This window comes from Spongiibacter tropicus DSM 19543, from assembly GCF_000420325.1.
GTDB classification, from domain to species: domain Bacteria; phylum Pseudomonadota; class Gammaproteobacteria; order Pseudomonadales; family Spongiibacteraceae; genus Spongiibacter; species Spongiibacter tropicus.
Window position 1 is genome coordinate 24,060 of record NZ_ATUS01000004.1, and the last position, 14,767, is coordinate 38,826.

Sequence of the window (14,767 nt, forward strand, 5' to 3'; positions counted from 1 at the left end):
CTCATCGTTACGGGAAGAGAGGAGTGTTTGATGTCCGATCGTCGAATCGAGCGGGATAGCATGGGCGAGGTGTCGGTGCCGGTATCGGCCCTCTATGGTGCGCAGACCCAGCGTGCGGTGGACAACTTTCAACTCAGCGAGTTGACGCTGCCAGCCGTTTTCATCGACGCCGTATTGCGTATCAAGCAGGCGGCGGCGCGGGTCAATGCTGAGCTTGGTTTGCTGGACGACGCGCGGTGTGAGGCGATCTGCGCCGCCGCTGATCAGTTGCTGGAAGGTGAGCATCGGGATCAGTTTCCGGTAGATGTTTTTCAGACGGGGTCGGGTACCAGCACCAATATGAATGTGAATGAGGTACTGGCCACATTGGCGGCATCGCGCAGCGGGCTGGCGGTCAGTGCCAACGATCACGTCAATATGAGTCAGAGCAGCAACGACGTGATTCCCACCGCGATTCACAGCAGTGCGGCCATTGAAATCAGCGAACGCTTGCTGCCTGCATTGGCAACCTTGCAGGCAGTTATTGAAGACAAAGCCGAGGCCAGTGCGGGACTGGTGAAGACCGGACGCACGCACCTGATGGATGCCATGCCGATTCGCCCGGATCAGGAGTTGATGGCCTGGGCCTGTCAGATTGAAAAGAGTCGCGAGCGTATTGCCGATGTGCAGATGCAGCTCTGTGAACTCTCGCAAGGGGGCACGGCAGTGGGGAGCGGTATCAATGCGCCCACCGGGTTTGCTCCCCGGTTTTGTGAAGTGCTCAGCGCAGCCACCGGACAGAGCTTTCGGCCTAATCGCAGTTTCTTTGAAGGACTGGCCTGCCAGGATACCGCCGTTGCCGCATCGGGGCAGTTGCGCACGCTGGCGGTCGCATTGATGAAGATCAGCAATGATCTTCGCTGGATGAATAGCGGTCCGTTGTCTGGACTGGGGGAAATCCAGCTGAAAGCCCTGCAGCCCGGCAGCAGTATTATGCCGGGCAAGGTAAACCCGGTAATTCCCGAGGCCGTTGCCATGGCGGCAGCGCAGGTGATCGGCAATGATGGCTGTATTACCGTAGCGGGACAATCCGGCAATTTTCAGCTGAATGTCATGCTGCCGGTGGTTGCCTATAACCTGCTGCAGAGTATTTCTCTGATGAGCAATGCCTGCGAAGCCTTGGCTGAATGTGTTCGCGATTTTGCCTATCAGCCTGACGCGCTGCGCGAAGCGGTGGCCAGAAACCCGGTACTGGTGACGGCGCTGAATCCCCTGATTGGCTACCTGAAGGCGGCAGAAATAGCCAAGCGCGCCTACTCCGAGGGTCGGGATATTTTAGATGTGGCTGAGGAAATGACGGACTACAGCCGGGAAGCGCTGTCAGAGTATCTCGATCCCCTGAAGCTCACGGAGGGCGGTGTCAGCCAGGCTTGAGCTAGTCAGGGAGCGAGCAGTGGTTGCAGAGCTTGTTTAACGGCGGCGGCCATTGCGGGTTGGGCGTCGGCGTTGGGGTGGATTTGATCGTCCTGCATTAGCTCTGGATTCCCGGCAATGCCTTCGAGGAAGAACGGTAGCAGAGCAACATTCAACTCATCAGCGAGTGACGTGTACAGTGCGGCAAAGCCGCTGCTGTAACGCTGTCCATAGTTGGGCGGAATTTTCATGCCGAGAAGCAGAACGCGAGCCTCTGATTGCTGACTCAGTTTGATCAGTTCTGCCAGGGTCTTGCGTATGCTGTCCAATGGATAGCCTCGCAGACCATCGTTGCCGCCCAGCTCAAGGATGACAATATCCGGGCGATGGCTGTCGAGCAATGCTGGCAGGCGTTGTTTGCCACCGGTGGCGGTTTCTCCACTCACACTGGCGTTGATGAGCTGCACCTCATCGTCATACTGCTGATCGAGCAGGGCTACCCAGCCCTGTTGGGAGTCCATGCCGTAGGCGGCGCTCAGGCTGTCGCCGAGTACTAATACCCGATGGGCGGTGGCAGCCTCGCTGGCCGCAGCCGCCAGGAACAAGACGACAACAAGAAATCGACGTATCAGGATAGACATGATTGAAGTAGAACGGCTTTTCAAAACGGTTCCCAGCGGTGACGGCGAGCTATGCATACTGAAAGGGATTGATCTGGAAATCAACACGGGAGAGAGCGCCGCTATTCTGGGACCGTCTGGCTCCGGTAAATCAACTCTGCTCGGGCTGCTGGCAGGGCTCGATATCCCGACCAGTGGCGATGTGAGGCTCGATGGCCAATCACTGGTTGGCATGAACGAAGACCAACGCGCCGCGCTGCGGGCGCAGAAAGTGGGCTTTGTGTTTCAATCCTTTCAGCTGCTGCCATCGCTGACGGCCCTGGAAAACGTCATGCTGCCGCTGGAATTGGCAGGCGTGACGTCACCGCGTGAGCGAGCGAGAGCGCTGCTTGCGCAGGTCGAGCTGGCCCATCGCGAGCGCCACTATCCGATGCAGTTGTCTGGAGGAGAGCAACAGCGGGTAGCGATCGCCCGTGCCTTTTCTACCGAACCCGCGATCTTGTTTGCCGATGAGCCGACGGGGAATCTCGACGCCACGACCGGGGCGCATATCACCGAGTTACTGTTTACGCTTAACCGCGAACGTGGAACGACCCTGGTGCTGGTCACCCACGAGCAGGCGCTGGCGGATCACTGTCAGCGGCGTTTCGAAATGAGCGACGGTGAGTTGCGAGAGCAGGCGGTCTGCGCGTGATGTTGGTTGTTAAGCAATTTTTCCGTGGGTGGCGGGGCGGTGAGTTTTCCCTGCTCTGGGTTGCGCTGGTGCTTGCCGTTGCCAGCGTCAGTGGGGTTGCCGGCTTTGCCGAGCGTTTAGAGGGGGCGATGCAGGACCGCAGCCGTGATTTTCTGGCGGCGGATCAGGTGCTCAGGAGCAGCCGACCCATCGACGCAGTACAACTCGACGCCGCAACGTCGGAAGGCTTGGACGTGGCGCGTATTGTCAGCTTCCGAAGTATGGTCTTTGCCGAAGAGAAAATGCTGCTCGTGGCCTTGCGTGCAGCCTCCGACAATTATCCTCTGCGCGGCGAATTAAAAGCCGCTGCGAACGTCTTCACGGATGGGGAGGCGGTGTCGAATGGGCCCGCACCGGGTGAAATCTGGCTGGATTCCCGTGCTTTTGCCCAGCTTGGAATCTCGCCGGGGGCCAGCGTTGACGTCGGTGAACGGCAGTTGCGTGCCAGCCGTGTACTGGTTGAGGAACCGGATAGAAACAGTGCTCTGAACATCTATGGGCCGAGAGCGCTGATGAATCTGCAGGATCTTGCCAGTACCGAGGTGGTGCAAACTGGCAGTGTCGTGAACTACCGCTATCTGTTCGCCGGGGGTTCGGCAGACTTGCAGCAGTATGTTGCCGCGTTTCCGCTGGGGGTGGGACAGAAATGGCTGTCGGTAGAAGAGAACCAACCGGCTATGGCCGATACGCTTAAGCGGGCGCGCAGCTACCTGCTGCTGGCGGCCAGTTTGGCACTGGCGCTGTCGGGGGCAGCAATTGCGCTGACCGCTCAGCGCTACGGTCAGCGCAATCTTGATGCCGTCGCACTCATGAAAACGCTGGGCGCGAGCCGAGCCCGAATCTTTTGGCATTACCTCTGCCAGTTGCTGCTGGTTTTCGTACTGGCGGCGATGGTTGGCGGGCTGCTGGGGGAGCTGGTCCAGAATCTGCTGCTCGGCAGCCTGGCCGAGCTGGTGGATGCCGATTTGCCACCATCTACGTTCCGCCCATTTATCACGGCGCTGCTGAGTGCGTTGTTTTGCCTGCTGAGCTTCGCCATGCCGCCAATTATTGAACTCAGCCGTGTGTCGCCGCTGCATGTTCTGCGGCGACGTCAGGACGCTGCTGCGGGCAGTGTCATATCGTCGCTGCTACTCGGTTTCGCTTGCATTGCGATACTGATGTTCTGGTACAGCCGCGATGTACTGTTGACTGCGGCGGTGATGCTGGGCGCGGCCCTGTTGCTGCTTCTATCCGTCGTGGTGGTTGTTCTGATGTTGGCATTGATACGTCGTGTCAGTCAGCGCCTGCCCGGCAGCGGCCAGCGTTTGGCAGTGTCCGGCATGTATCGGCGGCGCTATAGCAATGCCTTTCAGGCTGGCGGGATTGGTCTGGCGCTCATGGTCTTGTTGAGTCTGGCGATGTTGCGGCAGGTGCTGTTGAAAGACTGGCAACAGCAGTTAGCCGAGGATACGCCTAATTATTTCCTGGTGAATGTCGCTGCTCAGGAAGTGACGCCGCTGCGAGAGTTTTTTGATGAGCAGGGCGTGCGTAGCGAGGGCGTTTACCCGATGGTTCGTGGGCGGCTGACGGCGATTGATGGCCAGCCTATGGCTGAGTTGGACGAAGATCGTCAACGCCATGAAAGCCTGGATCGCGAGCTGAATTTGAGCTGGGCGGAGGAGCTTGGTAGAGACAATACACTGCTCGAAGGGCTGTGGTGGCCTCAGTTAGGGGCGTGGCAGAGCCGCTCGCGCCTGCCGGTTTCTGTCGAGGAAGAGCTGGCCAGTGGGCTGCGTCTGACGCTAGGCACGCCGTTACAATTCAATATTGGCGGCCAGTTGCTGGAGGCGGAAGTCAGCAGTATTCGCAGCCTTAATTGGGCAAGTATGCGGCCTAATTTCTATTTCGTGTTTCCGCCAAACAGTCTGGAAAACTTTGCCGGTAGCTATATCAGCAGTTTTTATCTGCCAGAGGAGCAGCGTCAGCTCCTTGTGGACCTGCTGGCGCGATTCCCAACGATGACGCTGATTGAAGTCGGGGCCCTGCTGGAGCAGATTCAGGGCGTGGTCGGCCAGCTTACGTCAGCCATTGCCGTGGTGCTCTGGTTGGTGCTGGTCTGCGCCTTGTTAATCACGGTGGCCAATGTGCAGCTCAGCTTTGCCCTGCGCAAGAAGGAAAATGCGCTGCTGCGGAGTCTTGGCGCCAGTAACCGCTTTCTGCGGCGAGTGCTGCTGGGCGAGTTCGCTCTGCTGGGCGCCCTGGCGGGAACGTTGTCCGCGGTTGGCGCCAACATATGTGTGGCGGCTGTACAGTACTGGGCGCTCTCGATGTCGCCAGTGTGGTACTGGCAGATGCTGCCGATTGCCGTGCTTATCGGGGGGCTGCTGTTGGCGGGGCTGGTGTGGTTGACCAGTCGGCAGCTGCTGATCAGTTCGCCGCTGCAGTTACTTCGCAGTGAGTGACTGCAGGGGGGCGCCTTTGCTCACTGCTCGGGCGGGTAGGGTGTTGCTTCGCTGGGGAGATTCGCGATGAAGCTTGGATCGGTACACAGTCCGGCTATCATCATGCGCATCGACTTTTCCGCCTGCAGGTGCAGGTCGCGGTGATAGCCGTAGGTGTCCGCGTGGTCGAGCATCAAGGTGGTAACACCGTGAACGGCAGCCCACACCGTATGGGCAATCGACGCGACATTGTCTAATGCTCGCAGTTCGCCATTATTGAGGCCGCGTTCAACGCCCGCTCTGACTTTGTAGATCGCCTCCCGTCCTGCGGCAAACAGCTCGGGGTACTGGTTACGCGGCTGGAGCGCAGGTCCGAACATCAGGTGGAACAGCTCGGTGTGCTCGCGGGCGAATTTGACATAGGCCAGGCCGAAGTAGAGAAGGCTTTTGTCGGCACGGGGCTCATCTTGACTGGGCTTGCTCATTTCGAAGAAGCGTTTAAACCCCTCGGTGGCGAGCGCGGCGAGCAGGGCGTTTTTGTCGCGAAAGTGGCGATAAGGTGCCGTTTGCGACACGCCAATTTCTCGTGCCAGTGCGCGCAAACTTAAATCGCTGACGCCATTATCCACCAGGTGCTTTTCCGCCAGCTCCATCAGTTCTTGACGAAGGTTGCCGTGGTGATAACTCGATGAGGTTTGTGTAGCCATGTGTTTACTTCTGTACCAGTGCAGTGGGCAATGTTGACAGCGATCCGCAGCCTTGTCATCTATTTTTCATGATGTCGGCGGAATTGCGTGAGAACCGTGATTAATCCCGACGTTTGCCTCAAATTTCAAGCAGGTTTCCGACGAGTGACGTTTGATTTCGCGGTGCAATATACTCCTTCTGGCATACTGTTGAGAGTACACCGAACGAGGTAATTGCATGGATTTACAGCTAAGAGACAGAGTTTATCTGGTCGCGGCCGGAAGCCGGGGCTTGGGTTATGCCATCGGACGACAGCTGGCTCTGGCGGGAGCGCGCGTCGTGCTCGGCAGCCGCAATATTGAGGATGTTGAGGCGGCGGCCCGGCGCCTGTGTGAAGAGTGTGGCAGTGTGGTAAGTGGGGCCTCGCTGGATATGAGCGATGCACAGAGTATCCAGCGTTGGGTGGCAGAGGCCGAGGAGCGCTTCGGACGAATTGACGGTGTACTGGTTAATGCTGGCGGTCCGCCGCCCGGCGGTTTCGATGATTTTGACGACGCGGCGTGGCAGGCTGCTTTTGAGCTGACCTTAATGAGTGCCGTGAGGCTGGTGCGAGAGGCCTTACCGGCATTGCGTCGCTCGGATGCGGCGTCGATCTTGATGTTGACGTCCTCATCCGTGAAGGAACCCATCGATATATTGCTGCTATCCAATGTGATGCGATCCGGTGTGAGCAGCCTCGCCAAGAGCCTGAGCCGCTCGCTGGCCGCCGAGGGTATTCGTGTCAATAATCTGATACCGGGCCAGATCTATACCGATCGCATAAAGGCGCTGGACGCCAAACTGGCGGAGACAAATGGCGTAGATGTCAGCGAGCAGCGAGCCAGCAACGAATCGCTGATCCCGCTGGGGCGCTATGGAGACCCGGAGGAGTTTGGCAAAGCCGGTGCATTCCTGTTGTCGCCCGCTGCCAGCTATATTACCGGCGCATCGCTAGTTGTAGATGGCGGCACGATGAAATCCCTGTTCTAGCGACATGCCTTGGCGGTCAGGGCGAGGGAGGAAGGTCTACTCGCTCTGCAAGGCAGAAACACTGCGCAGACCAATTTTGCTGATGCGCTTGCCATCCATCTCGGCGACGGTCCAAATCATCCCCTGCCAGTGAATATGATCGCCCAGTACCGGGCGGGCAGACAGGCGTTGAGACAGGAACTGAGCCAACTGGAGGTCGGCTTCTTCAGGGCCGACATTGAGGTTATAGAGCATGGCGAGGTCGCCGAGTCGTGCATCGGCCTGAAGAATAAAGTCGCCGAAAAAGCGCATATCCAGACCTTGCTTCGGTGCCTCGCTGAACAGCTTGCCGAGGGCAGGGAGGTCACTGTCTTTGCCGATGACACAGAGAATATCGCCAGCCAACAGCAGTGTGCTGCCGCTCGGGTGCAGTAGCTGTTTGTTGCGGAAAAGCGCCGCAATGCGTGTGCTGTCCGGCATATGGAGTTGACGCAGTGGTTTGCCGATATACCATTTTTCTGCCGCCAAGGTGTAGATGAACAGCTCCCACTGGCTGGCGACGTGGACTTCTAAGCCCACGCGCGATACGGGGGATGGCGATGCCGGAATGAGGACCTTAGCTCGCTGGGCCGCCCAGCCAAGGCTGCTACCCTGGAGAAGCAGCGAGATCAGCACGATGAAGAACGCGACGTTGAAATACAGCTGCGCGTGCTCCAGTCCCGCCATCATAGGGAAAATAGCCAGAATAATCGGTACGGCCCCCCGCAGGCCCACCCAGGCGACAAAGGCGCGCTCGCGGAGCTGAAAACTTCGAAAGGGCAGCAGGCTAAGCATGACTGCCGAAGGGCGTGCAACGAGAATCATCCACAGGGCGAGTACCAGTCCGGGCAGGGCAATTGCCACGAGACCACTGGGGTCAATCAGCAGGCCGAGCACCAGGAACATGGCGATTTGGCTTAACCAGGCCAGGCCATCAAACATATGTAAAATGCCGTGGCGGTTTCGCACCGGACGGTTGCCCAACAACAGGCCACAGAGATAGATGGCGAGAATGCCGGACCCGCCCGCGGCGATGGTCAGTGCATAGATAATCATGCCACCGCTGACTGCAAGCAGGGGGTACAGGCCGTTGGCCAGTTCCATGCGGTTAATCAGCCGCCAAAGCAGGTAGCCGCCACCGAGGCCGATTACGATACCCACGCCGAACTGCCAGAGCAGGGTGAACAGCAAACCAAGGCCTATCGGCTGGCCACTCAGCAGTAATTCGATAAGCGTAATGGTCAGGAACATCGCCATCGGATCGTTACTGCCGGACTCGATTTCCAGTGTCGCGCCAACCCGCTCGTTCAGGCCGCGTCCCCCCAGCAGAGAAAATACGGCAGCGGCATCAGTGGAGCCAACAATGGCGCCAACCAGAAGGCCCTCCATCCAGCTCAAATCAAACAGATAGCTGGCTGCGAGTCCGGTGAGGGCGGCCGTTCCAACGACGCCGACGGTTGCCAGCGACAGGGCAGGCCAGAGCGCTACGCGGAAACTGGCCATGCGGGTTCGCATCCCGCCATCGAGCAGAATAACGGCCAAAGCCAGGTTGCTGATTAAATAGGCGGCCGGGAAATTGTCGAAGCGAATGCCGCCAGGGCCGTCTTCTCCGGCCAGCATGCCTACACCCAGAAAGATCAACAGAATGGGAATACCCAGCCGAGAGGAGACCGAGCTGACCAGAATGCTCGCGGCGACCAGGCTCGCGCCGACGAGAAACAGAGTGTTGATACTGGCTGTGTCCAAGCGTGGTCCTTACATGGGCGGGTGATACAGACTTGGCAATAATACCATTTGCGGTGGGCAGAAATAAAAAAGGCCGGCGAGAGCCGGCCAGCTGGAGGGTAAACCTTAAAATATTAGTTGCTGCTGTGATCGTCGATTTCGTCTTTTACTTCTTCAACGCCTTCGTTGTAGCTGTCCTTGGCATTCTCAATGCCCTGGTCCATGCTTTCGCCCATTTCTTCCATCGGTCCTTCGTTGCGGTCACAGGCCGTCAGCAGCGAGGTGCCGCCGATCCCTACGAGCAGCATCAACATGACTCTGGCAACAGCCTGCGAATTCATCAGTTTTTTCATGGCGTAAACGCTCCTTTTTTGCCTTTGACAGGCGGCAGAATTGCCGCAGAGGCCGGGCACAGAATGCTTGTACCCCGCGCGTTTAATACAGACAGCGATGTTTGTCGTGAATGCGATACAGATCCATCCTGTCTGGGGCTTGTGACTGGTTTACCGCGTCAGTGTTCCCCGGATAATGGGAGAAGTGTGATGAACTTCAGTCTTTAAGCCATTGGTTCACAAACGTTTGGGCATAAAAAAACCCGCTTGAAGCGGGTTTTTGGTATTCGGAGAGAGCTCAGCGCTCAAGATACTGCAGTTTGTCGGGCTTGCCTGCCCATTCCTCAGCATCCGCCGGTGCCTCTTTCATCTCGGTGATATTCGGCCATACTTCGGCCAGCTCAGCATTGAGCTCGAGGAAGACCTGCTGATCATCAGGCAGTTCATCTTCGGAGAAAATCGCCTCTACGGGGCATTCCGGTTCGCACAATGCGCAGTCAATGCACTCATCCGGATGAATAACCAGAAAGTTCGGGCCTTCATAGAAACAGTCGACAGGACAAACTTCAACGCAATCCGTGTGCTTACACTTGATGCAATTTTCACCTACAACAAAAGTCATTTTTGTCAGCCCCTTACTCTCTGACTGTGAATCGGCAAGCGCGCATTGTAACACCAGTGAAAATTATCGGTATAGCACAAAGCCTTAACAATAATTTAGGTGTGGCTTATCGGTTTTGTGAATGATTTGCCGGTCAGATCACTTCTTGATCAGCGCTTTTAACGCATAAAGCTGTTCGAGTGCTTGCCTTGGTGTCAGCTCATCGGGATCGATGGTATCCAGCGTTTCTTCGACGACAGAGGGACCCGTACTGGCGAAGAGGTCTGGCTGCGGGCCACTGGTCTGGGCTACCGGCCCAATGGCTTGTTTTTCCAGCGCGTTCAGTTTCTTTCTCGCCGCGTGGATGACGGGCTCTGGAATGCCGGCGAGTTTGGCAACTTGTAAACCGTAGCTGCGATTGGCAGGGCCTTCTTCAAGCCGGTGGAGAAACACCACGTGGTCCTGATATTCCTTTACGCCGAGGTGAACATTTGCTGCGCAGGGGTAGTTTTCCGGCAGAACGGTCAGTTCGAAGTAGTGGGTGGCAAACAGGGTAAAGGCGCGCAGCTTGTCCGCCAGTTCAATGGCACTGGCCCAGGCCAGCGACAGGCCGTCGAAGGTACTGGTGCCGCGCCCGATTTCATCCATCAATACCAAGCTGTTTTCGGTGGCGTTATGCAAGATATTGGCGGTTTCTGTCATTTCGACCATAAAGGTCGAGCGCCCGCCGGCCAGGTCATCCGAGGAACCGATACGCGTGAATATCTGATCGACAATGCTCAGGTTGGCGGCTTTGGCGGGGACGAAGCTGCCGATATGGGCGAGCAGCGTAATCAGCGCAGTTTGCCGCATATAGGTCGATTTACCCCCCATATTGGGGCCGGTAATAATCAGTGTGCGGCGCTGTGGATCGAGGTGGAGGTCGTTGGCAATGAAGGGTTCGTCCAACACGCTCTCTACCACTGGGTGGCGTCCCTGCTCAATATGCATGGTGCCGTCGTCGTTAAATTGCGGTTCACACAGATCAAGCTGAACGGCGCGTTCGGCCAGGTTACACAGTACATCCAACTCACAGAGTGAGTGGGCACTGAGCTGCAGGGCACCGAGGTCGCGATTCAGGATATCTAATAGCTCGTCATACAGTGCTTTTTCCCGCGCCAGTGCCCGGCTTTTACTGCTCAGGGCCTTATCTTCGAATTCTTTCAGCTCGGGGGTAATGAAGCGCTCGGCATTCTTCAATGTCTGGCGGCGGATATACTCAACCGGCGCCTCGCCAGCCTGTCCACGGCTAATTTCGATGTAGTAACCGTGAACCCGGTTGTAGCCCACTTTCAGGCTGCTCAGGCCTGTTCGCTCGCGCTCGCGCTTTTCCATGTCCAGCAGAAAATCACCGGCATCACTGCTGAGACTGCGCAGCTCGTCCAGCTCGGCATCGTAGCCGGTGGCGATGACACCGCCATCGCGAATTACCATCGGCGGGTTGTCGATAATGGCCCGTTGCAGCAATTCAGCGAGTGAGGGGAACTGACTGATCTCGGTGGCCAGTTCGCGAAGGTGTGGCAGTTCCTGAGTACTCAATAGTTGCTGCAAACCGGGCAGCACTGCCAGCGACTGCTGCAGGCGGGAAAGGTCTCGGGGCCGTGCCGAGCGCAACGCAACGCGGGCCAGAATCCGTTCCAGGTCACCGATTTGCTTCAGTGGCTCGCGCAAGGCCTCGAAATCATAGTTGTCGATCAACGCGGCGATGCTGCCGCGTCGGGCTTCGAGTACCTCGCGGTCGCGCAGCGGACGGTGCAGCCAGCGTTTCAGCAGGCGACTACCCATTGCTGTTTGGCAGCGGTCCATTACCGAAGCAAGGGTGTTGTCGGTGCCGCCGCTGAGGTTGATATCCAGTTCGAGATTGCGACGAGTGGCCGCGTCCATCGCCACGGCCCGCTCGTTGGCATCGTGTTGGAGGCGGCGAATATGAGGAAGCTCACAGCGCTGGGTATCTTTCACATACTGCAGCAGGCAGCCCGCTGCCGCGATACCGGCGGTCAAACCGTCACAGCCGAAGCCCGCGAGGTCCTGCACTGCGAAATGGCTGCACAGTTGCCGGTGGGCGGTGTCGGGCTCAAATTCCCACGGCGGCAGGGGGCGTCGCCCCGGCATGTCGGGCAGCCATTCGCCGCCGAAGTCTTCAGGAATCAACAGTTCGGCAGGGCGAAGCCGCTGCAGCTCGCTGAGCAGCGTCGCGCTGCTCCCGGGTTCCGAGACGCTGAATCGGCCGCTGCTCATATCCAGCACGGCCAGCCCTTGTCTGCCGTCCATTTCGCAGCAGGCGACCAGCAGGTTGTCACGGCGCTCGTCCAGTAATGCTTCGTCACTGAGGGTGCCCGGGGTCACTATGCGGACGACTTTGCGCTCTACCGGTCCCTTGCTGGTAGCGGGGTCGCCTATCTGTTCACAGATGGCTACCGATACGCCTCGTTTAACCAAGCGGGCTAGGTAGCCTTCAGCTGAATGATAGGGCACTCCGCACATGGGAATCGGCTGGCCGCCGGATTTACCGCGTGCGGTCAGGGTAATGTCCAACAGATCAGCGGCGCGTTTGGCATCGTCAAAAAACAGCTCGTAGAAGTCACCCATGCGATAAAACAGCAGCTCCTGAGGATGCTGTGCTTTGATCTTCAGGTATTGCTGCATCATTGGCGTGTGCTGAGCCAGGTCGATGCCTGCATTCATAGGTGTTCTCCGCGTTCGGGGCTGGGACAAAGTGAAACGCAAAAGTGTACGGAATGCGCGAGGTGCTGACCAGCACTCGGCCCGACACTTTTTTACGCTTGGGGATTGACAATCACACTGATGATACTGAGTATATATACAGTAATTTTGTGACCGCTATTTCGCATCTTATTCGTACAACCTTAAGGGCAGAAAAACTATGGACCCCAATAAGCAGAAGGCACTCGAATCCGCGCTGAGCCAGATCGAACGTCAATTCGGTAAAGGCTCTATCATGAAAATGGGCGACAGTTCGCGGGAAGTCATGCCTTCTGTCTCTACCGGTTCATTGGGTTTGGATATTGCCCTGGGCATCGGCGGACTGCCTTTTGGGCGCATCGTTGAAATCTATGGTCCTGAGTCTTCCGGTAAAACCACCCTGTGTCTGCAGGTGATGGCAGAAGCTCAGAAGCTGGGTAAAACCGTGGCCATTGTGGATGCCGAACACGCTCTGGACCCCCAGTATGCGGAAAAGCTGGGCGTTAATCTGGAGGATCTGCTGGTGTCGCAGCCGGATACCGGCGAGCAGGCGCTGGAAATCACTGACATGCTGGTACGTTCTGGCTCCGTTGACGTGATTGTTATCGACTCCGTTGCCGCGCTGGTGCCCAAGGCAGAGATAGAAGGGGATATGGGCGACTCCCACGTTGGTCTTCAAGCGCGCTTGATGTCTCAGGCGCTGCGTAAACTGACCGGCAGCATCAAGCAGACCAATACCCTGGTGATCTTTATCAACCAGATTCGTATGAAGATCGGTGTGATGTTCGGTAATCCCGAGACGACTTCTGGTGGTAATGCGCTGAAATTCTATGCGTCTGTGCGCATGGATATCCGTCGCACCGGCGCTGTAAAAGAAGGCGACGAAGTGGTTGGCAACGAAACTCGGGTCAAGGTGGTGAAAAACAAGGTGTCGCCGCCATTCAAACAAGCCGAGTTCCAGATTATGTACGGCCGTGGCATCTACCGCATGGGCGAAGTCATCGATCTTGGTGTAAAACTCGGACTCGTTGACAAGTCGGGTGCCTGGTACGCCTATAAAGGCGATAAAATCGGGCAGGGTAAGGCGAATGCAGCCAAGTTCCTCAGCGAAAATCCCGAGATTGCCGCTGAGATTGAAGGCGCTATTCGTGAGCAGCTGTTGCCAAAGCCGTCGACAAAAAAGGTTGAGATTGTCGAAGAAGAGCAGTAAAAGGATAGTGATAGCGGCGGGAGTCCCCGCCGCTGGTTCAATGGACTTATGGGATAGCGATAGTCCGCAGCTATTCTAGTTCTCCGGTTCCTCTGGCGTATCTTCAATTTGCAGGCTAAACGCGGAGCTGCTGGTCGGCTCCGGTGACGCTTCGACCGCATCTGCGGGCAATCCGCGTGTGCTCTCCAGCTTTATGCGAAGTCGAAGGTTGTTTGCCGAATCGGCGTTTTTCAGGGCTTCTTCAAAACTGATTTTCCCATCTTCGTAGAGCCTGAACAGGGCGGCATCGAAGGTTTGCATCCCTAAATTTTCCGACTTCTGCATGATCTCCTTAATGCTCTCTACCTCACCTTTATGAATGGCCTGGGCGACGGTCGGAGTACCCAAGAGGATTTCAATTGCCGCACAGCGTTTGCCATCAACAGTGGGTACCAGTCGCTGAGAAACAAAGCATTTCAGATTCAGTGACAGGTCAAGAAGTAGCTGATTTCTGCGTTCTTCCGGGAAAAAGTTAATAATCCGGTCCAGTGCCTGGTTGGCGTTGTTCGCATGCAGGGTAGAGATACACAAGTGTCCGGTTTCGGCAAAAGCAATGGCGTGTTCCATCGTTTCGCGATCGCGAATCTCACCAATGAGAATGACATCGGGAGCCTGGCGCAGGGTGTTTTTCAGTGCCTGATGGAAACTGCGAGTATCCACGCCGATTTCCCGCTGATTGACGATGCTGCGTTTATGTCGGTGAATAAACTCAATGGGGTCTTCGATAGTAATGATATGCCCACTGCTGTTGGTATTGCGGTGGTCAATCAGCGCCGCCAGCGAGGTCGACTTGCCAGAGCCTGTGGCGCCGACAAAAAGCACCAGGCCGCGCTTGGTCATGATCACCTCTTTGAGGATGGGGGGGAGTCCCAGCGCATCCACATTGGGGATTTCTGTCACGATATTCCGCGCAACGATTGAAATCTCATTGCGCTGTTTGAAAATATTGACCCGGAACCGTCCGATACCCGGAATGGTATAGGCAAGGTTCATTTCCAACTCTTGATCAAACTCCTTCTGTTGCTCGCCATCCATGATCTCGTAGGCAATTTTGCTGATTTCACCGGGACTGAATGACTCTTTATCAAGGGGCTTGAGCTTGCCATGGAATTTGGCACAGGGAGGGGCTCCAGTACTTAAGAAAAGGTCAGAACCGCCATTTTTAGCCAATATAGTCAGGTAGTCATTGAACGTCATTGCGGGCCTTATTGTTCTT

At 56.8% G+C, this 14,767-nt stretch carries 12 protein-coding genes; 5 read left to right on the top strand and 7 right to left on the bottom strand.

Features of this window, described 5'->3' with window-relative positions:
* The first annotated feature begins 30 nt into the window (after window positions 1–30).
* Entirely contained in the window at window positions 31–1,413 is a 1,383-nt protein-coding gene (locus G411_RS0114955) for a class II fumarate hydratase (protein ID WP_022960027.1), read from the top strand.
* Window positions 1,414–1,418: 5 nt separating this feature from the next.
* Here G411_RS0114955 and G411_RS0114960 read toward each other — a convergent pair whose 3' ends face one another.
* Window positions 1,419–2,033, bottom strand: a complete 615-nt coding sequence (locus tag G411_RS0114960; RefSeq protein ID WP_022960028.1) for an arylesterase — start codon at window positions 2,031–2,033, stop codon at window positions 1,419–1,421.
* Here G411_RS0114960 and G411_RS0114965 point away from each other — a divergent pair.
* Window positions 2,032–2,706, top strand: a complete 675-nt coding sequence (locus tag G411_RS0114965) for an ABC transporter ATP-binding protein (protein ID WP_022960029.1) — start codon at window positions 2,032–2,034, stop codon at window positions 2,704–2,706. The two genes, G411_RS0114960 and G411_RS0114965, sit on opposite strands and share 2 nt — an antisense overlap.
* A complete protein-coding gene (locus tag G411_RS0114970; protein ID WP_022960030.1) occupies window positions 2,706–5,189 on the top strand; it encodes an ABC transporter permease in 2,484 nt (827 codons plus the stop codon). Before G411_RS0114965 ends, G411_RS0114970 begins: the two co-directional genes overlap by 1 nt.
* A gap of 20 nt (window positions 5,190–5,209) precedes the next feature.
* On the opposite strand, the gene G411_RS20730 is transcribed toward G411_RS0114970, so the two are convergent.
* Window positions 5,210–5,875 carry a TetR/AcrR family transcriptional regulator gene (locus G411_RS20730; RefSeq protein WP_022960031.1) on the bottom strand — a complete coding sequence of 222 codons (666 nt, stop codon included), beginning with the start codon at window positions 5,873–5,875 and terminating at the stop codon, window positions 5,210–5,212.
* Between the two features lie 217 nt (window positions 5,876–6,092).
* Here G411_RS20730 and G411_RS0114980 point away from each other — a divergent pair, with 217 nt between their 5' ends.
* The gene (locus G411_RS0114980) at window positions 6,093–6,884 is read left to right on the top strand and encodes an SDR family oxidoreductase (protein ID WP_022960032.1); all 792 of its coding nucleotides are present in this window, start codon (window positions 6,093–6,095) and stop codon (window positions 6,882–6,884) included.
* Between the two features lie 36 nt (window positions 6,885–6,920).
* On the opposite strand, the gene G411_RS0114985 is transcribed toward G411_RS0114980, so the two are convergent.
* The 4 genes from G411_RS0114985 to mutS form a co-directional block, all read right to left on the bottom strand.
* Complete coding sequence (locus tag G411_RS0114985; protein ID WP_022960033.1) at window positions 6,921–8,648, bottom strand: potassium/proton antiporter; 1,728 nt, start codon at window positions 8,646–8,648, stop codon at window positions 6,921–6,923.
* Window positions 8,649–8,761: 113 nt separating this feature from the next.
* Entirely contained in the window at window positions 8,762–8,980 is a 219-nt protein-coding gene (locus tag G411_RS0114990) for a hypothetical protein (protein ID WP_022960034.1), read from the bottom strand.
* 277 nt (window positions 8,981–9,257) lie between these two features.
* The gene (fdxA, locus tag G411_RS0114995; RefSeq protein ID WP_022960035.1) at window positions 9,258–9,581 is read right to left on the bottom strand and encodes a ferredoxin FdxA; all 324 of its coding nucleotides are present in this window, start codon (window positions 9,579–9,581) and stop codon (window positions 9,258–9,260) included.
* A 138-nt stretch (window positions 9,582–9,719) separates the two neighbouring features.
* Window positions 9,720–12,284, bottom strand: coding sequence for a DNA mismatch repair protein MutS (mutS, locus tag G411_RS0115000; protein ID WP_022960036.1), 2,565 nt, complete (start codon window positions 12,282–12,284; stop codon window positions 9,720–9,722).
* Between the two features lie 199 nt (window positions 12,285–12,483).
* Between mutS and recA the strand changes: the two genes are divergently transcribed.
* The gene (recA, locus tag G411_RS0115005) at window positions 12,484–13,512 is read left to right on the top strand and encodes a recombinase RecA (protein WP_022960037.1); all 1,029 of its coding nucleotides are present in this window, start codon (window positions 12,484–12,486) and stop codon (window positions 13,510–13,512) included.
* A 75-nt stretch (window positions 13,513–13,587) separates the two neighbouring features.
* Here recA and G411_RS0115010 read toward each other — a convergent pair whose 3' ends face one another.
* Entirely contained in the window at window positions 13,588–14,748 is a 1,161-nt protein-coding gene (locus G411_RS0115010; protein ID WP_022960038.1) for a PilT/PilU family type 4a pilus ATPase, read from the bottom strand.
* Window positions 14,749–14,767 lie beyond the last annotated feature (19 nt).